Below are 22,945 nucleotides of genomic sequence, written 5' to 3'. Positions count from 1 at the left end.
ATGTCACCATCCTCATTTTTATTTATTATAACATAATAATATCGTTTAATTGGTTGATATTCATATCAATTATTGATTTTGACTGTAGTTCGCTTTTTTACGTTCATTTGCTTTTAAATATTTTTTTCTAATACGAATAGTTTTTGGAGTAATTTCAATTAATTCATCATCATTGATGAAGTCCATACATGCTTCTAAACTCATTTCGATTGGTCTTTTTAAGACAACTGTATTATCTTTACCAGATGTACGCATATTTGTTAATTTCTTTTCTTCAACAACGTTGATGACTAAGTCATTATCTTTATTATTCATACCAACAATCATACCTTCGTAAACGTTGACTCTTGGTTCGACAAAGAATTGTCCTCTATCTTCTAAGTGTCCAATAGCATAAGCTGTTGTTTGGCCATCTTTAAGTGAGACAAGTGCTCCGTTTTGGCGACTACCTATATTATCATTCAACATTTTCTTATATTCCAAGAAACTATGTGCTAGTACACCATAACCTTTAGTTGCAGTTAAAAATTGTGTCATAAGGCCAATTAATCCACGTGAAGACATGTTATAAACAAGTCTTGTTTCATTAACACCTTGATCCATTTTAATAACTTCACCTTTACGGTTACCAAGTAATTCCATCACGCTACCGACAAATTCATTTGGCGTATCCACTTGAACTTCTTCATATGGTTCACATAGTACACCATCGATATTTTTAATAATAACTTTAGGCCTAGATACTGCAAATTCAAAGCCTTCTCTACGCATTGTTTCAATTAAAATACCTAAGTGTAATTCTCCACGTCCTGAAACTAACCAACTTTCAGAACCTTGTTCTTTTTCTACTTTTAAGGATACGTCTTTTTGAACTTCTCTAGTTAATCTTTCATCAATCTTACTTGCTGTAACAAACTTACCTTCTTGCCCTGCAAAAGGTGAACTATTTGTTAAGAAAGTCATCTGAACAGTTGGTTCATCAATATGTAATAAAGGTAATCTTGTAGTTTCACCTACTTCAGTAATGGTGTCTCCAACAAAGATATCACTTAAACCAGCAATCGCAACAATATCACCAGCATGCGCTTCTGCAGTTTCAACTTTTGTTAAACCACTATAACGATATAGTTTTTGAATTCTAAAATTATCTACTTTTCCACTAGGACGTAGACAAGATACAAATGAGTTTACTTTTAAAGTGCCTTGGAATACTTTACCAATACCCATACGACCAACATAGTCATTATAGTCAATTAATGCTGGTTGGAATAATAATGGTCCATCAAGTTTAACATTAGGTTTAGATACATGGTTTACAATGGTATCTAATAATGGTTTCATGTTTTTAGCTGAATCAAATTCAACATCAAAACTTGATAACCCTAATAAACCAGAAGCATAAATAATTGGAAATTCCAATTGATCATCAGTTGCCCCTAAGTCAATAAATAAGTCAAACACTTGGTTTACAGTCTTTTTAGGGTCTGCAAATGGTCTGTCAATTTTATTGATAACAACAATCGGTTTTAACTTTTCTTCTAAAGCTTTTCTTAAAACGAATTTTGTTTGTGGCATGACACCGTCTTTAGCGTCTACTAATAGTAATACACCATCAACAAGTTTCATAATACGTTCAACTTCACCACCAAAATCGGCGTGCCCTGGGGTATCCATAATGTTAATACGATAATCACCGTATTCAATTGAGGTAGCTTTTGCAAGAATTGTAATACCTCTTTCACGTTCAATATCAATGTTATCCATTGCACGTTCTTGCATATGTGAGTTTTCACGATATTCACTTGATTGTTGTAGTAGTTTGTCTACTAATGTAGTTTTCCCATGATCGACGTGAGCGATGATGGCAACGTTTCTAATTTCCATATTTTATACTTCCTTTTATAAGCCTTTATCATTTTATCATATAATGAAAAATTTTCATGAAAAAAGTTCTATTTTTCAAGAACTTTCATTATTACATCGAGTGTGATGTCACCTTGTCTAATAAGTGATGGTAAATCGTGTGTAAAGTCTATGACTGTGGATGACACTTCACTTAAAACTTCTTCATTTGGGTAAACCTTGTCTACTTTATCACCAAATACCTTCATGATTGCATCATATTCATTTAATGGTGCTTGATTAGAGTAGTTTACAGAGGTTGTTTTTAGTGGACCTAATTCATCAATTAATTTTAAAGCCAACTTATGATTTGGCATTCTAAGTCCAATTGTTTTTTCACCACTTTTTTTATAGTAAGCATCGCTACTTTCAAAGATAAGTGTTAACCCGCCTGGCCAAAATTTTGATGCTACTTTGAATGCATTATCACTGACCTTAGCGATTTCTTTTACTTGATCTAAGTTAGAGATTAATATCGCGATTGGTTTATTAAAGTCTCTACCTTTAATTTCATAAATTTGTTTTAAGCCTTCCTTATCTAAATAAGGTGTGCCTAATCCATAAACAGTATCCGTTGGGAAAATAAGTAACTTAGTCATTAAATACACCACCTAATCCAACAAATGTCATACGATCTTTACCTTGTAAGTCTTTTAATTGTCTTACGTTAGCATCTTTAAAATATTTTAAGATTAATGCCTTTAAGTTTTCACTTTGATACATACTATGTTCAAAAGCAATGAGTGCTTTTTCTTTTAAATAATTTTTAGCATTTTTTAAAATGATCTCGTAAGGTTCAAGTCCATCTACACCGCCGTAAAGTGCTAAACTAGGTTCTTTTGTTACAACCTCTTCCACGGCTTCATCATTTGGAATATAAGGTGGATTTGCGACGATTATATCATATTTTTTATCGATAGTACTAAACCAATCCGATGCAATAAAATTCACTTTACTACTTAAGTTTAATTGGTTTTCTCTTGCAACCATAAGTGCGGTCACAGAGATATCTGATGCATCTACTTGCATATTAGGTTCTTCAATAGATAATGTAATCGCAATCGCTCCACTACCTGTACCTAAATCCAGTACATCAATTTTTTGGTCTTCAAAATAAGTGTCATAGATAAGTAGTGTTTCTTCCACTAATTGTTCTGTTTCTCTTCTTGGAATTAATACTTGATCACTGACTTTAAATTTGTAACCATAAAAGTAGGAGTAACCTACAATGTGTTGTACAGGCGTACCTTCTATTGCGTAACGTTTAAAACCGTCTTCGATTTTATGAATAAGTTCTTCACTTACCTTAGCGTTCATTTTTAAATAAAACTCGGTTGGTGAATAACCTGATAATTCGGTAATTAACCAACGCATTGCGTGTGGTTCTTTACCTAAACTGATAACCTTTTTTTCATAGGTTTTTACTAAGTCTTGAAGTGTCACTTTGATTGTCCTTCTAATGCTTCTTTTTGGATTTCGTTTATGAGTGGTTCGATAATTAAATCAATGCGACCTTCCATAATTGCATCTAGTCTATTAATGGTTAAGCCAATACGATGATCTGTTACTCGGTTTTGTGGGTAGTTATATGTTCTAATCTTTTCACTACGGTTACCACGACCGATTAAAGCTTTTCTACTTTCGCCTTCTTTTTCTAGTTGCTCTTGTTGGATTTTGTCATAAATACGGGTTACTAATAGTTTATAAGCTCTATCTTTATTGGCGTGTTGACTACGTTCTTCTTGTGATGTTACAACAACATTGGTTGGAATATGCGTTAAACGAACTGCTGAGTAGGTCGTGTTAACGGATTGCCCTCCAGCACCGGATGAGTTATATGTATCAAAACGGATATCTTCCCATTTGATGTCATATTCAATCTCTTCTTGTTCAGGCAATGCGAGTACTACTGCAGTTGAGGTATGAATACGTCCCTGGCTTTCAGTCTCGGGTACACGTTGAACACGGTGTACACCCGATTCATGTTTTAAATAACTAAATGCATTCTCACCTGAAATGATGAATTCAATACCTGCAAAACCACCACTAGAACCTGGTGTTGTATTTACAAGTGTTACTTTCCAGCCCATATTTTCTGCGTATTTAGAATACATTTTAAATAAGTCACCGGCAAATATGTTACCTTCATCTCCACCAGCTGCACCCTTAATTTCAATGATGACGTTTTTGTCATCATCTGGATCTTTAGGTAAGAGTAAAATACGTAAACTTTCTTCTAAGTTTTCAATTTCACTTTCTAGTGATTTTTCTTCAGCTTTTGCCATTTCTAAAACACTACTTTCAGTTTCTAACTCAAGTAGTTCTTCTAAATCTTTTAATTGTTCTTTTAAACTTAAATATCTTTCATAAGCTACAACAGCATCTTCTAAACCTTTAAGTTCTTTCATGAGTTTTGTTATTTCTTTAACATCACTAATACCTGATGCTAATTTTTCTTGTAACGCATAATACGTTTTTCTCATGACTTCTAATCTTTCAAACATAATTTTCTCCTTAGAAAATAGTATAACCAATAAACCCCAGTATACCAGATAATATAATGAGCATAATTGGATTTATTTTTTTAAAAACAAGTGAAGCAAGTAATACGATACCAAATATCGCTAAAGCAATATAGTCAGTATTAAACGCTACTAAACCTTCCATGTTACCAAATATTGCATTAATTACAACGGATACCCCAGCAGATAGGATAAGACCTAATGTAAGTGGATTAATCCAACTTAATGCATATCTAACAGGTTTAGACTTTAATATTTTAGCACTAAATATAGCAATTAATATAATTATGATAAAACTTGGTAAAACAACACCTAAAGTTGCCAGAATTGAACCCCAAACCCCAAATGAGTTATAGCCTACAAAGGTTGCAATATTTATCGCAAATGGTCCAGGTGTTGATTCTGCAATACCAATAAATTGATCTACTTGAACAATCGATAGATAGCCTGCACCGACAACTTCATTACGGATAAGTGGTATCATTGCATAACCACCACCAAATGTAAATAAACCTATTTTAAAGAATATTAAGAATAACTGTATTAACTCAATTAGCATCTACTTTTCCTCGATTCATGAATAGTCCATAAATGATTGCAAATATTGCAGTAATGATAATTAAGTATACAACAGAAAAACTAGGTATAAATAAGGATACTAAAAAACCTATCGCCATAAGTATGACATTAATCACAGTAACACCTAAGTTTTTTGATAAAGAAAACCATGCGTTAAATATTAAGACAGCAACACCTGCATTAATACCTTTTAAAACATTTTGAATATGAATGTTTTGACTAAACGCTTCTAAAAATATACTAATTAATATAATGATCATAAAGGAAGGTAATACAACACCTAAAGTTGCTGCAACTGATCCCCCAACCTTTTTTTGTTGGTAACCAATATAGGTTGCACTATTAATTGCAAACGGTCCAGGTGTAGATTGTGATATTGCCAGTAAATCTAACATGGATTTTGAATCCATCCACTTTTTGTTTTCTACAAATTCTCGTTCCATAACACGCATCATTGCATATCCACCACCAAAGGTAAATAGTCCGATTTTAAAAAACGAAATAAATATATTGAAATAACTATTTTTTACCATAAACGCCTCAACTTTCTGCCACATGCTCGTATATTCTACCACAAAACACCCTATTTTTGATATGATATAGTCATACAAAGGAGGTATATTTTATGAACAATCAATTACACAATGGATTGAATCAACAGGTAGCCAATCTTGCAACACTTTTCACAAAGCTACATCATTTTCACTGGTTTATTGAAGGGAATGGATTCTTCACTTTACACGAAAAGTTTGAATCACTTTACGATGAGGTCAATGAATTATATGACGCGTTTGCTGAAAGATTAATTATTATCGGTGGTAAACCGGCATCCACTTTAAGTGCTTATCTAAACCTAACAACACTTAAAGAAACAGAAACATTAGATTCTAAATTAATGGTGGATGAACTGATTAATGACTTAAAACAATTAGTTACTGAATTTAAAGCATTAACTAAGGAAAGTCAATCACAAGAAGATGAACAAACAGCAGATATGTTAATTGGTGCTGTTGCATCATTTGAAAAACATATTTGGATGTTTTCTGCATTCAATAAATAGCCTTGATTTAAACAAAAAACCTGAAAAATTTAAATTTTCAGGTTTTTTTTATAGTTTTATAATGATTAGGCTTCTTCAATATTTGATTGTTCATCAAATCTTGAGTATTGTGGTGAGAAGATAAAGTTAATTTCACCAATACGACCTTGACGGTTTTTACGGACCAAGATTTCTGTTTGTCCAGTTTGAGCACCATCACTTGAAGCTGCATAGTATTCTTCTCTATGAATAAACATAACAATATCGGCATCCTGCTCGATCGAACCAGATTCTCTTAAGTGCGCAAGTGTTGGACGCTTATCTGTTGATTTTTCAACATCACGAGAAAGCTGACTTAATGCAAGTACTGGAATACGTAATTCTTTAGCCATTTGTTTTAAGGCTCTAGAGATTTTAGAAACTTCTTCTTGTCTGTTATTGCCATCAGCATGAATTAATTGTAGGTAGTCAATTACAACAAAATCTAATTTACCTTCTTGAGCAAGACGGCGGCATTTCGCTCTAATATCGTTAATATTTGATGAAGATGAATCATCAAAATAGATATTGTAGTCATTTAAAATACCTGTCATATTCTCATAGTTACGCCATTCTTGCGGTGTTAAAAACCCTGTTCTTAATTTAGAATTTTCTATATGAGACATACTTGCTATCATACGGGTTACTAATTGTTCGTTACTCATTTCCAGTGAGAAAATTGCAACACCTGCTTTACCACCTTTATTATACTTAGCAGCATTTAAAGCCAGGTTCATCGCAAACGCGGATTTACCAACAGCCGGTCTAGCAGCTAAGATAATAAGTTCTTCTGGTTGAAGACCATTTGTATACTTGTCTAATGTAGCATAACCAGTTTTTAAACCTGTTACATCACCTTTTTGATTTTGTAGGTGATGTAATTTTTCAGTGACATCGCCAACAATTTCTTCGATATTTTTAAATGCTCCAACTTTTCTTCTTTGAGATAAACTTAAGATTGCACCTTCAACTTTATCTAAGTATTCAGCAGAGTTAATATCCGATGTAAGACCTTGAGTAGCAAGCTCTTGTGTAATTCTAATTACATCTCTTTTTAAGGATAAGTCTTTGACAATTTCAATATAGGTATCAATATGGTCAATGGATACAGTATATTCTGATAAATCAAGAATATAGGATAATCCACCGACAGTTTCTAATTGAGATTTATGCTCTAAGATTGATTTTAATGATGTGTAGTCAATTGATTTACGATCATTATACAAATCCTTCATTGCTTGAAAGATAAGTGCATGTGCATTTAAGTAAAAATCACTTTCAGAGATTTCATCAAAGATATTCGGTGCAGTTTGACTATCTAAAAGAATAGCCCCTAATACTGATTTTTCAGCATCTACTGCGTTAGGAATTTTATTGGCCATAACTAATCTCTTCTTTCAATTATATTTACTTCAAATGTTGCTTTTACACCTTTATCTAAACTTACAGTTACTGGATAAATACCAACAGACCCAATATCATTTGCTAATTCTAAACGCTTTTTATCAATCATTACACCATGTTTTTCATGGAATGCTTCAACGATTTGCTTTGTTGTAATCGAACCAAAGCGTTTACCATCCGCACCAACATTAATAGATAATGTAATAGATTTACCTTCAATTTCAGAAGCAACCTTCTTCATTAACTCTAAATATTTTGCAGCATCTTCACGTTCTTTTTCTTTTTTATCTTCTAGTTTTTTGATGTTTTCTTCGTTAGCAAAAACAGCAAGTTTATTTGAAATTAAGTAATTTGCATAGCCACCTGCTAATTCAATCACTTGATCTTTTTTTCCTTTACCTTTAACATCATCTAATAATATAACTTTCATAGGTGTATTGTCTCCTCCATATTCTAATTCTAATATATGTTTTAATTGTAGGTAAGCATCATTCACACTTACATCTTTTATTTGGGTTGCTGCAGAACTTAAATGTCCACCACCGCCCATTTCTTCCATCAGTAACTGCACATTAATTGCACCAAAACTTCGAGCTGAAATACCAACAGTACCATCTGAGAAATTAACAATAGTAAATGAGGCATCTATATTTTTAATTTCTAATAAGGATTCTGAAAGTTGTGCAATAAACGTACGATCATTAAACACATCTTCCGTTTTCACAATAGCAAATCTATCTAAGAAAATTTCCACCTTACCAAGTAATTCGTTTTGTTTAATAATTCTATTTAAATCACTTCTAAGCCATGTTTTAACCATCATCGTATCCGCACCATAATCTTTTAACTTAGATGCAACATCAAACGTTCTAGCATTGGTTCGGTACGTGAAGGTATTTGTATCTAAGATGATACCACCATACATGACACTAGCCTCAGGGGCATCTAATTGTATTTCAATAGGGAAGAAACTAAATAACTCCATCATAAGTTCTACTGTAGATGAGGCACCTGGATCAATAAATGAAAAATCACCTTGAATGGATGTTTCATTACCACGGTGGTGGTCAATGACAGCAGTTTTTAATTTTAAATCCAGCAATTCCTTACTATGAACTATTTGTGGATTTTGAGTATCTAGAATCATAAGCAGAGTATCTTTAGTTTTACGTTCTAATGCTTCTTGAGTTGAAATAATATGTTTGGTTACTGGGTGGTTCATTGATAGTAAGTAATTGTAAACATCGGTAACGGTTGGATCTAACTTTTCCATATCTACAATTAAATATGCAGCTATATCCGGTGTTGTAAGTGCCATTTTAAGTGCACCAATCATTGCACCAAAGGAGTCCAGGTCTGTTTGAACATGACCCATAATATAGATTTGGTCTGCTTTACTTAAGGTATCGCCCAACATTTGTGCTGCTAATCTAGCATTGGTTCTACTTGATCTAGCAATTGATTCTAACTTCGCACCGAAATACGCTATCTTTTGATTTTGAATATTTACAACGGCTTGGTCTCCACCACGCTTTTCAGCGAGTTCAATGGCGTTTTGTGCATAATCTGATAATTCATCATATTCTAAATCCCAAGATGCAACACCAATTGACAAGGTTACTCTAATACCATAATTTGTTGATATATCACGTATATGTTCTAAGATATCAAACTTTTTAGCCATCATATCTTCTAATCTTTTACGTTTAATGAGCATCACCATTCGGTTATCACCGTATGGTTTTAAATAACCATTATACTCATCTACCCAATCAGCTATTGCTGATAAATATTCACCTTTGATGCTCGTTTGTTCAGAGATATCAAAGTTTGTCATATTATCTTCAAAGTTATCTAGGTTTAATATCCCAATTGCTGGTAGGTTCTTAATGAACTCTAATTTTATATTTTCTCTTGATGTGACATTAAATAGGTAGATAACTTGGAAAGAATCTTTATATAGTACTTCATACTTTTGGTCTTTGACCGAGATAGTTATAGGTTGTTTATTATCACTTAATAAATAATCTGCTAAAGATGCAGATATTTCTGCAACAGGTCGGTCAATTAATCTACCTTCAAAAATCACTTTAGCATACTGGTTAACCCATTTTATCTCTTTTAAACTTTCATCCAGTACTAAAATACCAATCGGTAATTCATGAAAGGCATCATCACCTACTTGATTTACACGTGGTGATAATTTGCTCCACCTTGCAAGTCTATTTTGTAGATTTTTTATATACTGTTTATAATTATTAACGATGGTAAATATTAAAACGATCACTACTAAGAATGTTAAAAGTATAAATGTAATATAAGATATGAATTTGATGTTAGGAATTTGATCCAACATAACTGTAAAGGTTACTAAGGTAAACATTGCAAAAGCCAATACCCATAGGGTGATTAAAATTCCATTGATTAATTTACGCATTCATATAAGCCCCTTTCTTTAATAAATTATATCATAATTTAGTGATTATGCGGTGAATGTTTGATTGTTTACACTTTAATTTACGGTTAAAAAAAACAGAAACTTTATTTAGTTTCTGTTTTGAATTTTAAATTTTATTTTTTATTATTCTTTAACGAATGGTAATAATGCCATATGACGAGCACGTTTGATAGCTACAGCTAGTGGTCTTTGCCATTTTGCTGAAGTACCAGTCACACGTCTTGGTAAGATCTTACCACGTTCAGTGATAAATCTTTTTAGCAATTCTGTATCTTTAAAGTCAATATGGGTAAATTTATTTTGTGTAAAGAAACAAACTTTTTTACGTTTTCTAAATCCACCAGCACGAAATTTTCTGTCTTGCATTGTTAAATTCCTTTCTTAAAATGGTAAATCATCATCAGCAATCAAGTTTTTTGTACTTTCATACAGTTCATCTTGAGCATCATTTGATTGATTTTCCTCATATTTATTTCTATATTGTCCAGAGTTATCGCCTTGATTAGAACTTCTAGACTCTAATAGTTGTACGCTGTCTGCTACAACTTCTGTAATGTATACTGTGCGGCCATCATTATCTTGATAATTCCTTGTTTGCATGCGACCATCAACAGCTAGTAAGTTACCTTTTTTAACATAATTTTTCATGAAATCTGCAGATGCTCTCCATGTAACACAGTTAATGAAGTCCGCTTCTCTTTCACCACTTGCAGAAGTGAAATTACGATTCACAGCTAATGTAAAACTCACAACGCTTGCACCTGAGGTGGTCACTCTATGGTCTACATCTTTTGTTATTCGGCCAACTAATACGACACGATTAATCATAATTATTCGCCTTCTTTAACTTCAATATTACGAATCACTGATTCAGTAATATTAACGACACGTTTGTATTCAGCAATCGCTTCTGGCGATGCTTCTACCAACATCCAAACATAGTAACCTTTTCTATGTTTGTTGATTTCGTATGCTAAATCTTTTAACCCAATTTCTTTTAAAGATAAAACAGAACCACCGTTTGATGTGATTACGTTTGATAGGTTAGCAACAAGACCTTTTAATTTTTCCGGGTCTAATTGTGGATTAGCAATGTACATAAATTCGTACTTTCTCATCGTTTTTTTTCCTCCTTTTGGACTTCTTGGTCATCTCTGACAAGGATCATATTTTTGCATTTTTACATGCTTTCTAATTATATCACTAAATAAATGAAATAGCAACCTTACTTTTTGATAATTTCATGTAACATTTTCACAGCTTTTCTAACTGTTGTTTTAATGTTTTGCTCACGGCTATCTTCTGGGTAGAAGACAATATCATCTACATAAAGTAATCCTTTGTGTAAAACGCCTACATAAGCCATGTTATTATCTTTTCCACTTGCATAACCAGTCACTGATACAGCAAAATCTGCACCTGTTATCTTTTGTAATTGGGTAGCCATTAAGGATGCAATTTCATGTGAAACTACACCATATTCATCAATATCTTTTTGGTCAATTTTTAAGGTTCTAACCTTAGCTTCATCACTATATAAAACGAAACCTTCTTTAAAGATTTTTGATGCACCTTGGTACTTTACTAATTCGTAGCTTAAGCGTCCTCCAGTCATAGATTCTGCAAAGCTTATGGTTTGATTTGTTTTTGTTAAATAGTTATGTACGAGCTTCATTTGATAACTACCTCCATTTCAAGGTTTTCAAATATTTGTAAATCTTCATTAAATCTAACAACTTCAAATATATAAGAATTACCTACTTGAAGTGTGCCGATTGCAGCAATTAAATCCTCATTAGATTTAATCTCAACACCATTTAGTTTTTGTACTAAATCAAATCTTTCTAAAATTCCTGAACTTGCTCTTGTACTATTGACTTCAATAATCACGACACCACTAGAATTTTTAGGTACATAATCATAAGGATCGAAGTCAGCTGCTTTATCACCAAAATATTGTTCATATTCCATACTTACAAAATCATCATATGGACGGATGATAATACCTAATTTAGGTGTCACACTATTTAGTCTTTTTTGAACAATTTCAGCCACTTTATTAACGTGGATAGCATCACCAATTAAATAAATTGTTTCACCTTCAATAATTTCAACGCGTTGCGTATTTACGCCAATAAATGTACCATCATAACTAAATAGTGGACCACCAGAGTTACCTGGATTAATATTTGCTGTATGGCTAATGTAGTAACTGTTAAGTTCAGAAATAATACCCATGTTAGTTGCTAGATTAAAATTGTCTTTAGATACCGGTGTACCTATTCCAAATACAGATTGCCCAATGGATAGTTGAATGTGTGTATTCGTTTCAGTGTTTAGTGGCTTAATATCAATTAATGGATAATCAAAACTAGATTCGAAACGAACGACTGCGATGTCATCATTATCAGTTTCTGATAAAGGAAAGGCATAGATGTCACCAATTTCAATGTTACCTTGATTGGTTTTAACTTTCATGTAAGTCATCGTATCGACTACATGATTGTTAGTTAAAACATAATAGTAATACATATCATCATTTGAAGGTTCTCTGTCAAAGATTAACCCTGAACCTAAAGACACCTCAAATGTCATATAATAGCCAAATAAATTGACTGTGCTATTACTTAAATCTTCTACTAACGCTTGAAATTCTTCTTCTGTAGGAACATCCCTTATCGGATGTTCTATTTCACTTGGTAGGCAACTCGTTAATAAAAGTAGTAATAGCACTAAACTAAATGCGTATACTTTTTTCATATAATTATAAGTACCCTTCAACAAGATCTATAACTCTATTAATATGAATTGCTTCATTAATTAAAACTTCAGGACGACCACCCGCGGTAAATGAGTACTTTACATTAATACCGATGAGTTCTCCAGTTGATTTTAAATAAAGAGGTGAACCAAGTGTTCCTGGGTTTAAATTGGTACCATGTACAATACGGTTATCATATACCCCCATTATAAGTGCAGGGTTTGTTACAAAGTTTAGGTAAGCAGTTGAAATGGGTGTTGCTATAGAGAAAATAGTTAAATTATCTAGCAATACAGCCTCATCAATTCTTTTAAGTTCTACAACATGTAAATCTTCTGATGATGAAAATCTAATTAAAGCAATATCTTCATCAACTTCATAACTTAATTTTGAGTTTAACACTTGAGCTGAAATACTTGTTCCATTTTCAGTGAAGATTGTCACTGTTAGTGAGTTTTCAACTACCCATTGTGTAGTAAGTGCATAGTATACAGTATTTAACCCACCAGTTTCTTTTTTAATAATCACGCCAGAACCTTTTCTAGTTTGTGACTCATCTTGAAATATTGCAGTATTTGATACTGCAATACCAGCAAATTTTAATTCTGGTAACATCTCGATAAATCCCGCTTCAGATTCTGTTAAAGCTGGCGCGTAAGTTGTTGGTCTAATATTATCTGCATATTCTTCAAGTGCTGCACAACTACTCAAGGTAATAACAAATACTAAGAGTAATAAGATATTCAATACTTTTTTCATAGTGTTTCCTCCAATTGGAATAACTTGATTGCATTTTGAGTGGTAATTTTATCTACTTCATGGATATCCATGTTTTTTATTATTGATACAGCTTCTAATACATATTTGGTGTAACCCGGTTCATTTGTCTTACCTCTGAAAGGTACAGGTGCCAAATAAGGTGAATCTGTTTCTAAAATCAAATGAGATATATCTATTTTTTCTACAATTTCGTGAAGTTCAGTAGCCTTTTTAAAGGTTACAACACCAGAGATACCTATTAAAAAGCCAAGTTCAATCGCTTTTTTTGCATCCTCTAAATTAGATGAAAAGGAATGAAATACACCTTTAATCTTACCTTTATACGGTAATAGACATTCATAAGCTTCCTTAAATGAAGCTCTTGTGTGAACAATAATTGGTAGATTAAGATGAATTGCTAATTCAATCTGATCTGTAAAGTATTTTATTTGTTGGTCTAAATTTGACTTATCCCAATAAAGATCAATACCCGTTTCACCAACAGCAACAACTCTTTTATGCTTAAACAGCGGGAGTAAATCTTTTACATCTCCACCTAAACTTGTCGGGTGTATACCAACACTTGCATAAAGGTTATCAAATTTAGAAACAAGCTCGATAGCGCGTAAGTTATGGTATGTATCCATACCTACAACTATTATTTTATCCACACCATTTAATTTGGCATTCATTAAAACTTCATCTAATCTATTATCAAATTCTTTTGTATTGATGTGTGCATGGGTATCTATCATATAATAATCCTTTTATTTCTTCCTAATAAATTATATCATAGATAGTATTTTAGGTGGGGTTTTGTGGCAAGATTCACGTAAGAATTACATATATTAAATAAAAAAAGAACCTATCCAATAGGATAGGTTCCATAAGTTAATAACTTTAATTAGTCAGCAAGAATTTTAACTACTGTACCAGAAGCAACTGTTCTACCACCTTCGCGGATTGAGAATTTTGTACCTTCTTCAAGCGCGATTGGGTGAATTAGTTCTACTGTAACTTCAGCGTTATCACCTGGCATAACCATTTCAGTACCTTCACCTAAAGTGATGATACCTGTGATGTCTGTAGTTCTGAAGTAGAATTGAGGACGATAGTTTGAGAAGAACGCTGTATGGCGTCCACCTTCTTCTTTACTTAATACGTAAATTTGAGCAGTGAATTTAGCATGAGGTTTAACTGTACCTGGTTTTGATAATACTTGACCACGTTCTACACCTTCACGATCAACACCTCTTAATAAAGCACCGATGTTGTCTCCAGCTTCAGCTTGGTCTAATAATTTTCTAAACATTTCTACCCCTGTAACAGTTGTAGTTTTAGTATCAGTAATACCAACGATTTCAACTTGGTCACCAACTTTAACGATACCACGATCAACACGTCCTGTAGCAACTGTACCACGACCTGTAATTGTGAATACGTCTTCAACTGGCATCATAAATGGTTTGTCTGTAGCACGTACTGGATTATCGATGTATGCATCAACTGCATCCATTAATTCTTCAACTTTAGCAACCCATTCTGGTTTACCTTCAATAGCACCTAAAGCAGATCCTTTGATTACTGGAATATCATCTCCTGGGAAATCATATTCTGATAATAATTCTCTAACTTCCATTTCAACTAAGTCTAATAACTCTTCGTCATCAACTAAGTCAGCTTTGTTTAAGAATACTACTAATTTAGGTACCCCAACTTGGCGTGATAAAAGAATATGTTCACGAGTTTGTGGCATTGGACCATCCGCTGCAGAAACAACTAAGATAGCACCGTCCATTTGAGCAGCACCTGTAATCATGTTTTTAACATAGTCAGCGTGACCTGGGCAGTCTACGTGAGCGTAGTGTCTTGTTGCAGTTTCATACTCAACGTGAGATGCGTTAATAGTTATACCACGAGCTTTTTCTTCTGGTGCACCATCAATTTGGTTATAATCTCTTTTTGTAGCTAACCCTTTTCCTGCAAGTACTGATGTAATTGCAGCAGTTAATGTAGTTTTACCATGGTCAACGTGTCCGATTGTTCCAACGTTAACGTGTGGTTTTGTTCTTTCGAATTTTTGTTTTGCCATAACGCAAAAGCCTCCTATAATTTTTAATTAATATAATAGCCTATCATTAGATATTTTATCATATTACTAATTTTTTGTGAAGTGGATTAGTTTGAACCACGTTTTTTAATGATTTCTTCTTGAATACTCTTAGGTACTTTGTCGAAGTGATCGAATTGCATTATGAATGTTGCTCTACCTTGAGTGTTAGATCTTAGAGATGTTGCATAACCAAACATTTCTGATAGTGGTACGAAGGCACGAATAGAAATTGCATTTCCTCTACCTTCTTGGCTTTCCAAGCGTCCACGACGGCTTGTGATATCACCAATAACATTACCTACATAATCATTTGGAGTAACAACTTCAACGTCCATAATTGGTTCTAAAATAACAGCGTTTGCTTTATTTTTAGCATCTTTTAATGCCATACTTGCAGCAATCTTATATGCCATTTCAGAGGAGTCGACATCATGGTATGAACCGAATTTTAATGTAGCTTTAATATCAACAACAGGGAAACCTGCAAGGATACCGCCACCTAAAGCTTCTTCTAAACCTTTTTGTACGGATGGAATATATTCTCTTGGAATAACCCCACCAACAATTTTGTCAACGAATTCAAATCCTTTACCTGGGTTTGGTTCAAAGTCAATTACAACGTGTCCGTATTGTCCACGACCACCTGATTGACGGATGAACTTAGCTTCAATTTCATTTGGTACAGTTAATGTTTCACGGTAAGATACTTGAGGTTCTGTAACGTTTGCTTCAACTTTGAATTCACGTTTCATGCGGTCTACTAAGATATCTAAGTGTAACTCACCCATACCAGCGATAATTGTTTGGCCAGTTTCAGTATTTGTATATGTTTTGAATGTTGGATCTTCTTCAGCAAGTTTTGCTAAAGCTTGACCCATTTTATCTTGGTCATTCTTAGTTTTTGGTTCAACAGCAACTTCAATAACTGGTTCAGGGAAGTTCATACTTTCTAAGATAATATCATCATTTTGCGATGCTAATGTATTACCTGTAGTAGTAACTTTTAAACCTACTGCAGCTGCGATATCACCTGCATATACTTCATCAATTTCTTGACGTGTATTTGCGTGCATTTGTAAGATACGACCAAATCTTTCGCGTTCACCTTTTGTTGTGTTTTGTACGTATGAACCACTCTTGATTTTACCTGAGTAAACTCTAAAGAATGTTAACTTACCAACAAATGGGTCAGTCATGACTTTGAATGCTAAAGCTGTAAATGGTTCTTCATCATCTGCGTTACGTAATACTTCAACGCCTTCTGATGTATGACCAACTACTGGTGGAATATCAAGTGGTGAAGGTAAGTAATCGATAACTGCATCTAATACTTTTTTAACACCCTTATTTTTAAAACTTGATCCAGCAACAACCGGGAAGAATTCAACAGCTAGTACACCTTTTCTGATTGCGCGTTTTAGTAATTCTACCGTAACTTCTTCACCTTCAAGGTATGTAACCATTAATTCATCATCAAATTCTGCAACAGCTTCGATAAGTTCATTTCTCATATCGATTGCTTGTTCTTCTAAATGTGCAGGAATTGGAATTTCTTTTGTTGTTTCTAGTGAATCACCAGAATATTCAACTGCAGTCATAGTAACTAAGTCGATAATTCCGCTGAAGTCTAATTCAGTACCAATAGGTAATTGAATAGCGTTTGCTTTAACACCTAAACGTCTATGTAACGTTTTAATAGCGTTATTGAAATCAGCACCAATTTTATCCATTTTGTTTACATAAACAATTCTTGGTACTTTATATTCGGTTGCTTGACGCCAAACAGTTTCTGTTTGAGGTTCAACACCCGCTTGAGCATCAATGACAGTTACAGCACCATCTAATACACGTAATGAACGTGACACTTCAACTGTGAAGTCAACGTGACCCGGGGTATCGATAATGTTTACTCTGTGATCTCTCCACACAGAGGTTGTAGCTGCAGAGGTAATTGTAATACCGCGCTCTTGTTCTTGAGCCATCCAGTCCATTTGAGATGCACCATCGTGTGTCTCACCTGTTTTATGGATTTTACCGGTATGGTATAAAATACGCTCAGTTGTAGTCGTCTTACCAGCATCAATGTGTGCCATGATGCCGATATTACGAGTCATTTTTAATGAATATTGACGTGGCATAGTTTTATCTTCCCTTCTTACCAGCGATAGTGAGCGAATGCTTTATTCGCCTCAGCCATCTTGTGTACTTCTTCACGTTTCTTAACAGCGGCACCTGTGCCCTGAGAAGCGTCTAAAATTTCTTTTGCTAATCTTTCTTCCATTGTTTTCTCGTTGCGTTTCTTAGCATATTGAACTAACCATCTTAATGCAAGTGCTTGACGTCTTTCAGGTCTAACCTCAACTGGTACTTGATAGTTTTGACCCCCAATACGGCGTGCTCTAACTTCTAAGATTGGTGAGATATTGTTTAAAGCTTCATTGAATACATCAATAGCTTCACGACCTGTTTGGTCCTTAATACGGTTTAGTGCACCGTATAAAATACCTTGCGCAGTTCCTTTTTTACCGTCTTCCATAATTGTGTTTACGATTCTTGTAATTAATTTGGAGTTGTAAATCGGATCTGGTAATACATCACGTTTTACGATATGTCCTTTACGTGGCATATTGTTCACCTTCTTCCTTTACTAGATTTTTAATGTGAGTTTTATTGTTTGTAATTTATTTATGAATTACTTTTTCTTAGCGGCTTTTGGACGCTTAGCACCGTATTTGGATCTACCCTGCATGCGGTTTGCAACACCAGTCGCGTCTAAAGCACCACGTACGATATGATAACGTACACCTGGTAAGTCTTTTACACGTCCCCCACGAACAAGTACAACGGAGTGTTCTTGTAATGAGTGACCGACACCTGGGATATAAGCTGTTACTTCTGTACCGTTTGATAATCTAACACGAGCATATTTACGTAATGCAGAGTTAGGTTTCTTAGGTGTCATTGTAGTAACACGAGTACAAACACCACGTTTTTGAGGCGAATTATATTCTGAATCTTCTTTTTTAAGGCTGTTAAAACCATAATGTAATGCTGGAGATTTAGATTTGTAATTCTTATCTTGACGAGAAGTTGTAACTAATTGAGATATGGTAGGCATATTCTAATTTCCTTTCCTAAAACACATGTCCATGTGTTTCATAATTGTTATTTTGGCTTTGTGAAGCCGAGATGTTAAGTGTAATTTCGATAAAATATTCACACCTGTTATATTATATATTTTTGATAGATAATTGTCAACTTATTAATGTTTAATTTGTTATTTTTTTACATTATTTACCTTAGACATCATTGATTTCTCTTAATAAAAATCACCCATCCTAGATAAAACTTCCAGGATGGGTGATATAAAAATGTTAATTAAATATGAGTTTAATAACGAGATTATCTCCAATGATTAATGTATCACCTTCATGATATATTTGATCATTAATGAGATAGTGACTAAAATCAGGGTCCGTTTGAACTGGTAGTTTCACTTCGTTACCTACATCATAGTATTGATATCCATTAGGTTTTGCCAGTATGCTGTCAACAAAATTTGCTAAATTATCATACATAGATATATTTGTAAAATCATTTGTTGGATACCCATCATATGCATAGGTACCATTAAAGAATCCAATTAGTGAGGTAATAAAGTGTCTACCTTCATAGATATTTGAGTACTCTGGATTTGTACCATTTCCTTTGAGTGCTACCACTTGTCTAGATGGCCAAATTTTTGTATCCACCGACTCAATATAATCTAGTAACCAGCCCCATTTTAAGTTAAGTGTTTGATCTTTAAAGAACTCATAAATTCTACTACCACTTAGACTATTATTACTAGATACCTTACCATAGACTGCACTATTATAAAATGATTCTAAATCAATTTGAGTTAAACTCAAACTGAATTTAGTATTCCAGTCATTTAAGAAAATTTTTGACAGTTCAAAATGATTTGTCTCAAATTTATCAGTAACTTTTAATTGACCAAATGTATCCATACCAAATATTTTTAATTGATTTGTGTAATTTATAATGTGTGGTGCAGCTTTTCCATCATAGGTCATTTTATAAGCTACTTCTAATACAGATCTTGTAGTTTTATTATTAGATAGTGTAATGACACCACCTTTTTTATAGTATCCGAAAACTGTATATAATTTACTAAAATCAGCAGGCATTATGTTGTTAATAATGGTTGTAAATGTACCCGTATTATCCACATTACTTACCGGTATTTTAACAACACTTTGTCCATTTATGGAAAACTGATTGGTTGTTTCTACGTTAACTCGTGATTTCAGTTCTGTTAACGATACATCACCTTCTACAATATAAAATCCTTGTTCAGTTTGACCAAGTGCTTCGTCAAACTGAGCATAGAATCTAAGTGATTGATTCGTTTCGTTTATTGCGGTTCGAATCGATGCACCTTCAACAACATTTAATTTTGTATCGTTTGCCGGATTTAATATCGTAACTGCTTCACCTAGTGTATTAGAGTATGATAATGCACGTACTGCATAGGTATATTCATTATCTAAATCACCTGTTTGGTAATTAATTATGTTATCGCTTGAACGAATGACTTCAACAATTTCAGCATTCGTAAAGTTTAATGCCGTTTTTGAACGGTACACATAGTATTGTTTGGCATCTGCTACTTTATTAAAGGATAGGGTACCATTTAAATGTTTTAAATTGGTGACCTTTCCTGGTATTATCTGTGCCATACTTTTTAACTCCGGTAAGACTGCGATGTCTGACCAAGTACTTTTAGCATTTTGCATTTGAGTGGCTGATTTTGCACTACTACCCTTATAAGCACTATCTACATAGTTGTAACTATATAAACTAGAACCTTGAACATTTTCTAGACCCTTAATGAACTCTAATTGATTTTTCATTTCATTGTTATTAGTTTGCCAGCCGTAAGTATTACCAGTTCCATCTGCCATATAAATACCAATACCAGAATATAGGTTAACATCTAAATACTTAAAGACATCATTCCACCAAGTCATAATTTTGTTATAACTTGCGACAGGATGTGAATTTGCCCAATAACTTTGAGGCAGTAAGTAGTCTATCCAACCTTCCGTAGCCCATTTAACTGAGTCTGCAAATAGATAACTTGAATAGTGTGTTTGACCACCGGTATCAGAACCTGAAGTTATAGGAATATTACCGTTATATGTGACAACACCATTACCATTCTTATAAATACCCGTTGGTGATATACCAAATTGTACATGGGTGTTGTTTGCTTGATTAAAGTTTTTAATAGTGTTTGAAACAGACTCAACCATCAGGTTTACCTGTTGTCTTCGCCAGTCTGCTTTGGATGTTGCACTAGCTGTATTATAGCCACTACCATAAGTTATAAACGTTTGTTGGTCTGGTTCATTTAAAATAGTATTTGCTCCACTTGTAGCACCATTTGCTCCTAAATTAATATAGAAGTAATCATCAAAATGAATCGCATCAACCGGATATCTTTCTAATATTTCAACAATAGTGTCAGAAACAAAATCTCTTACATGTGGTAAACCGGGGTTTAGAATAGATGCACCATTATAACTTAAAATGTTTGCCGGATTACTTGCAGGGTTTTCTGTAGGCATTGTGCCCACATAATTCGTACCTAAGCGGTATGGGTTTAACCATCCATGAAATTCCATACCACGCTTTTGTGTTTCTTCGATAAACCAAAGCATTGGGTCAAACGTATTAAAATTAACACTTGCAAATGCTGCCGCTTTGGGACTTAACTCAGATACATAGTATGCATTATTATGCGTACGTAAATGCATAATAATGGCGTTAAAGTTATAGTACTCAAGTATATCAAGAATTTCTGTTGCACGTGCTTTAAACTGTGCTTCTGACGTGTATGCTGGCATACTACCAATGAGATGAGATGCCCATGCTGCACGAAATTCTTGTTTTGTATTATTTTGTATAACCGGTGTATTTGCAGCAAGCTTTGGAGCAGATGCAAATACCATAAATGTTAAAGATAGCATAACAAATACGCCTACAATTTTTTTTATATTTAATATGTTCATTAGTAGATACCTGACCAGTTTGGATCATTAAATGTGTAAGTTAATTTGTCATTAACTATTGTGTAATTTAATGCGCTTACTACCTTATTGTTGAACTTAAAGATAACACTATTAGAAAAACTATATCCAGGGTCTAGTGTAACCACAACAGTAACTTTTAAATAATCAGTTGAAATAGTTGCAGTTGTATGATCACTTACTAGAGTAATCGTATAGTTTGAAGTATTTGCACTTACACTTATAAGTGTTAATACAGTTTGATCTGGTTCTTGATATTCTACTTCGGTAATGATTTCTTCAGCAAATGCACCAGTAGATTCAAGTGCTAATTCATATAAAGTAAAGTTAATGATTTCTGAATAGTATGTATATGCTTCATCTTCTTTAGTTACTGTAATAAAGGATCTTGCATAAACTCTATCTAATACATAATCTAATGTAGTATTTTTAAACTTTGTATTAAAGTTCGTTAATAAATCAAGTGTTGCCACTTCTTCCATGCTAATGTTTGTAACGCCAGGTGTGTTTAAATAGATGGTTTCAGCACTATTAAGTATATATATAAACCCATAGGTCACTTCTAAACTTTCTAATGTGTCATTAGATGATACAACAGCGTTTAAATCAAAACCTCTAAATTCATTGTTTAAAGACGCTGCTAAACTAATTTCTAGTTCAGGAAACTCAGTATTTGGTTTTAGTGATTCTAAAATTTCTGTTGCAAATGTACCTTCTGATACTAAAGCGAGTTCATAAAGGTTTGTAGTTTTAATACTTTTCAATTCATACATATAATTTGTTACACCTTTTTTGAATTGAACGGTTGCATATGCACTTATATAATCACCTTTGTAATCAAATATAACTTCTTCTAAGGTTAGAACTGCTTGATTACCAGTGACTTCAAAAAAGTTGATTTTTGTAGCACTTGGTAATTGTAGTTTATAGTCTAAATCTTCAGTTGTAGCATTTACCATGTATGATAGTGTGATATAAAAGTCAGTCACTTCACTCACATCAAATGCCATGTTTAAATCAACAATGATATCTAAACCTCTTACTTCATCATTTAGTTCATATAGTATATCAAGACCTACTTCATAGCTTTTTGGTTCATCATCCTTTGATATGATACAACCACTTAAAAGTAGTGTTGATATCAATATGAATAGGGTATATATTTTCTTCATCCAGTACTCCTTATCTGTTTTTCATTACACGTTATTTTATAATAAATCGCTTACATTTCAAAATATTTTTGTCTGTTATTATGAAAAAAAGATACAAATGTT

General features: G+C 33.3%; 22 protein-coding genes. 1 reads left to right on the top strand and 21 read right to left on the bottom strand.

What is annotated here, in order from left to right; all coding sequences use genetic code 11:
* Nucleotides 1–69 precede the first annotated feature (69 nt).
* The 6 genes from typA to IY230_RS02370 all read right to left on the bottom strand — a co-directional run bounded on the left by typA (nucleotide 70) and on the right by IY230_RS02370 (nucleotide 5,536).
* Complete coding sequence (gene typA, locus IY230_RS02395) at nucleotides 70–1,884, bottom strand: translational GTPase TypA (RefSeq protein WP_196369745.1); 1,815 nt, start codon at nucleotides 1,882–1,884, stop codon at nucleotides 70–72.
* Between the two features lie 68 nt (nucleotides 1,885–1,952).
* Nucleotides 1,953–2,501 (bottom strand): L-threonylcarbamoyladenylate synthase, encoded by a 549-nt coding sequence (locus tag IY230_RS02390; RefSeq protein WP_196369744.1) that lies wholly within the window; start codon nucleotides 2,499–2,501, stop codon nucleotides 1,953–1,955.
* Nucleotides 2,494–3,345 carry a peptide chain release factor N(5)-glutamine methyltransferase gene (gene prmC / locus IY230_RS02385; protein ID WP_196369743.1) on the bottom strand — a complete coding sequence of 284 codons (852 nt, stop codon included), beginning with the start codon at nucleotides 3,343–3,345 and terminating at the stop codon, nucleotides 2,494–2,496. Before prmC ends, IY230_RS02390 begins: the two co-directional genes overlap by 8 nt.
* Complete coding sequence (gene prfA / locus IY230_RS02380) at nucleotides 3,342–4,406, bottom strand: peptide chain release factor 1 (RefSeq protein ID WP_196369742.1); 1,065 nt, start codon at nucleotides 4,404–4,406, stop codon at nucleotides 3,342–3,344. Before prfA ends, prmC begins: the two co-directional genes overlap by 4 nt.
* Nucleotides 4,407–4,416: 10 nt before the next feature.
* The gene (locus IY230_RS02375) at nucleotides 4,417–4,983 is read right to left on the bottom strand and encodes a chromate transporter (RefSeq protein WP_196369741.1); all 567 of its coding nucleotides are present in this window, start codon (nucleotides 4,981–4,983) and stop codon (nucleotides 4,417–4,419) included.
* A complete protein-coding gene (locus tag IY230_RS02370; protein ID WP_196369740.1) occupies nucleotides 4,973–5,536 on the bottom strand; it encodes a chromate transporter in 564 nt (187 codons plus the stop codon). The genes IY230_RS02375 and IY230_RS02370 overlap by 11 nt, the downstream gene beginning before the upstream one ends.
* A 92-nt stretch (nucleotides 5,537–5,628) precedes the next feature.
* Here IY230_RS02370 and IY230_RS02365 point away from each other — a divergent pair, with 92 nt between their 5' ends.
* Nucleotides 5,629–6,063, top strand: a complete 435-nt coding sequence (locus tag IY230_RS02365) for a Dps family protein (RefSeq protein WP_196369739.1) — start codon at nucleotides 5,629–5,631, stop codon at nucleotides 6,061–6,063.
* Between the two features lie 65 nt (nucleotides 6,064–6,128).
* Here IY230_RS02365 and dnaB read toward each other — a convergent pair whose 3' ends face one another.
* The 15 genes from dnaB to IY230_RS02290 all read right to left on the bottom strand — a co-directional run bounded on the left by dnaB (nucleotide 6,129) and on the right by IY230_RS02290 (nucleotide 22,843).
* Nucleotides 6,129–7,463 (bottom strand): replicative DNA helicase, encoded by a 1,335-nt coding sequence (gene dnaB, locus IY230_RS02360; RefSeq protein ID WP_196369738.1) that lies wholly within the window; start codon nucleotides 7,461–7,463, stop codon nucleotides 6,129–6,131.
* A 2-nt stretch (nucleotides 7,464–7,465) separates the two neighbouring features.
* Nucleotides 7,466–9,922 carry a 50S ribosomal protein L9 gene (gene rplI, locus IY230_RS02355; protein ID WP_196369737.1) on the bottom strand — a complete coding sequence of 819 codons (2,457 nt, stop codon included), beginning with the start codon at nucleotides 9,920–9,922 and terminating at the stop codon, nucleotides 7,466–7,468.
* Nucleotides 9,923–10,066: 144 nt separating this feature from the next.
* Nucleotides 10,067–10,309, bottom strand: coding sequence for a 30S ribosomal protein S18 (gene rpsR / locus IY230_RS02350; protein ID WP_196369736.1), 243 nt, complete (start codon nucleotides 10,307–10,309; stop codon nucleotides 10,067–10,069).
* Nucleotides 10,310–10,324: 15 nt separating this feature from the next.
* A complete protein-coding gene (gene ssb / locus IY230_RS02345) occupies nucleotides 10,325–10,771 on the bottom strand; it encodes a single-stranded DNA-binding protein (RefSeq protein ID WP_196369735.1) in 447 nt (148 codons plus the stop codon).
* Nucleotides 10,772–10,773: 2 nt separating this feature from the next.
* The gene (gene rpsF / locus IY230_RS02340) at nucleotides 10,774–11,061 is read right to left on the bottom strand and encodes a 30S ribosomal protein S6 (RefSeq protein WP_196369734.1); all 288 of its coding nucleotides are present in this window, start codon (nucleotides 11,059–11,061) and stop codon (nucleotides 10,774–10,776) included.
* 107 nt (nucleotides 11,062–11,168) lie between these two features.
* Complete coding sequence (locus IY230_RS02335; RefSeq protein WP_196369733.1) at nucleotides 11,169–11,618, bottom strand: CinA family protein; 450 nt, start codon at nucleotides 11,616–11,618, stop codon at nucleotides 11,169–11,171.
* Nucleotides 11,615–12,703, bottom strand: coding sequence for a S1C family serine protease (locus IY230_RS02330; protein WP_196369732.1), 1,089 nt, complete (start codon nucleotides 12,701–12,703; stop codon nucleotides 11,615–11,617). The genes IY230_RS02335 and IY230_RS02330 overlap by 4 nt, the downstream gene beginning before the upstream one ends.
* 4 nt (nucleotides 12,704–12,707) lie before the next feature.
* Complete coding sequence (locus IY230_RS02325; RefSeq protein ID WP_196369731.1) at nucleotides 12,708–13,463, bottom strand: S1 family peptidase; 756 nt, start codon at nucleotides 13,461–13,463, stop codon at nucleotides 12,708–12,710.
* Entirely contained in the window at nucleotides 13,460–14,218 is a 759-nt protein-coding gene (locus IY230_RS02320; RefSeq protein WP_196369730.1) for a TatD family hydrolase, read from the bottom strand. Before IY230_RS02320 ends, IY230_RS02325 begins: the two co-directional genes overlap by 4 nt.
* A 149-nt stretch (nucleotides 14,219–14,367) precedes the next feature.
* The gene (tuf, locus tag IY230_RS02315) at nucleotides 14,368–15,555 is read right to left on the bottom strand and encodes an elongation factor Tu (RefSeq protein ID WP_196369729.1); all 1,188 of its coding nucleotides are present in this window, start codon (nucleotides 15,553–15,555) and stop codon (nucleotides 14,368–14,370) included.
* 86 nt (nucleotides 15,556–15,641) lie between these two features.
* On the bottom strand, nucleotides 15,642–17,714 hold the full coding sequence (gene fusA / locus IY230_RS02310) for an elongation factor G (protein ID WP_196369728.1): 2,073 nt from the start codon (nucleotides 17,712–17,714) through the stop codon (nucleotides 15,642–15,644).
* Between the two features lie 17 nt (nucleotides 17,715–17,731).
* Nucleotides 17,732–18,202 carry a 30S ribosomal protein S7 gene (gene rpsG / locus IY230_RS02305; protein ID WP_012242143.1) on the bottom strand — a complete coding sequence of 157 codons (471 nt, stop codon included), beginning with the start codon at nucleotides 18,200–18,202 and terminating at the stop codon, nucleotides 17,732–17,734.
* Between the two features lie 66 nt (nucleotides 18,203–18,268).
* On the bottom strand, nucleotides 18,269–18,694 hold the full coding sequence (gene rpsL / locus IY230_RS02300; RefSeq protein ID WP_012242142.1) for a 30S ribosomal protein S12: 426 nt from the start codon (nucleotides 18,692–18,694) through the stop codon (nucleotides 18,269–18,271).
* 256 nt (nucleotides 18,695–18,950) lie between these two features.
* Nucleotides 18,951–21,653 (bottom strand): glycoside hydrolase family 10 protein, encoded by a 2,703-nt coding sequence (locus IY230_RS02295; protein ID WP_196369727.1) that lies wholly within the window; start codon nucleotides 21,651–21,653, stop codon nucleotides 18,951–18,953.
* Entirely contained in the window at nucleotides 21,653–22,843 is a 1,191-nt protein-coding gene (locus tag IY230_RS02290) for a hypothetical protein (RefSeq protein WP_196369726.1), read from the bottom strand. The genes IY230_RS02295 and IY230_RS02290 overlap by 1 nt, the downstream gene beginning before the upstream one ends.
* Nucleotides 22,844–22,945 lie beyond the last annotated feature (102 nt).

It is taken from the genome of Acholeplasma laidlawii, assembly GCF_015709225.1.
GTDB classification, from domain to species: domain Bacteria; phylum Bacillota_I; class Bacilli_A; order Acholeplasmatales; family Acholeplasmataceae; genus Acholeplasma; species Acholeplasma laidlawii_A.
This window is presented reverse-complemented; position numbering and strand designations above follow the sequence as displayed.

Bases quoted from the DNA above. Each gene is read 5' to 3' on its own strand.
- tuf (WP_196369729.1), bottom strand. From the start codon at position 15,555: ATGGCAAAACAAAAATTCGAAAGAACAAAACCACACGTTAACGTTGGA.
- IY230_RS02375 (WP_196369741.1), bottom strand. From the start codon at position 4,983: ATGCTAATTGAGTTAATACAGTTATTCTTAATATTCTTTAAAATAGGT.
- typA (WP_196369745.1), bottom strand. From the start codon at position 1,884: ATGGAAATTAGAAACGTTGCCATCATCGCTCACGTCGATCATGGGAAA.
- IY230_RS02390 (WP_196369744.1), bottom strand. From the start codon at position 2,501: ATGACTAAGTTACTTATTTTCCCAACGGATACTGTTTATGGATTAGGC.
- IY230_RS02330 (WP_196369732.1), bottom strand. From the start codon at position 12,703: ATGAAAAAAGTATACGCATTTAGTTTAGTGCTATTACTACTTTTATTA.
- IY230_RS02325 (WP_196369731.1), bottom strand. From the start codon at position 13,463: ATGAAAAAAGTATTGAATATCTTATTACTCTTAGTATTTGTTATTACC.
- rpsF (WP_196369734.1), bottom strand. From the start codon at position 11,061: ATGAGAAAGTACGAATTTATGTACATTGCTAATCCACAATTAGACCCG.
- IY230_RS02335 (WP_196369733.1), bottom strand. From the start codon at position 11,618: ATGAAGCTCGTACATAACTATTTAACAAAAACAAATCAAACCATAAGC.
- IY230_RS02365 (WP_196369739.1), top strand. From the start codon at position 5,629: ATGAACAATCAATTACACAATGGATTGAATCAACAGGTAGCCAATCTT.
- IY230_RS02290 (WP_196369726.1), bottom strand. From the start codon at position 22,843: ATGAAGAAAATATATACCCTATTCATATTGATATCAACACTACTTTTA.
- IY230_RS02370 (WP_196369740.1), bottom strand. From the start codon at position 5,536: ATGGTAAAAAATAGTTATTTCAATATATTTATTTCGTTTTTTAAAATC.
- fusA (WP_196369728.1), bottom strand. From the start codon at position 17,714: ATGCCACGTCAATATTCATTAAAAATGACTCGTAATATCGGCATCATG.
- rpsG (WP_012242143.1), bottom strand. From the start codon at position 18,202: ATGCCACGTAAAGGACATATCGTAAAACGTGATGTATTACCAGATCCG.
- prfA (WP_196369742.1), bottom strand. From the start codon at position 4,406: ATGTTTGAAAGATTAGAAGTCATGAGAAAAACGTATTATGCGTTACAA.
- rplI (WP_196369737.1), bottom strand. From the start codon at position 9,922: ATGCGTAAATTAATCAATGGAATTTTAATCACCCTATGGGTATTGGCT.
- ssb (WP_196369735.1), bottom strand. From the start codon at position 10,771: ATGATTAATCGTGTCGTATTAGTTGGCCGAATAACAAAAGATGTAGAC.
- dnaB (WP_196369738.1), bottom strand. From the start codon at position 7,463: ATGGCCAATAAAATTCCTAACGCAGTAGATGCTGAAAAATCAGTATTA.
- IY230_RS02320 (WP_196369730.1), bottom strand. From the start codon at position 14,218: ATGATAGATACCCATGCACACATCAATACAAAAGAATTTGATAATAGA.
- rpsR (WP_196369736.1), bottom strand. From the start codon at position 10,309: ATGCAAGACAGAAAATTTCGTGCTGGTGGATTTAGAAAACGTAAAAAA.
- IY230_RS02295 (WP_196369727.1), bottom strand. From the start codon at position 21,653: ATGAACATATTAAATATAAAAAAAATTGTAGGCGTATTTGTTATGCTA.
- rpsL (WP_012242142.1), bottom strand. From the start codon at position 18,694: ATGCCTACCATATCTCAATTAGTTACAACTTCTCGTCAAGATAAGAAT.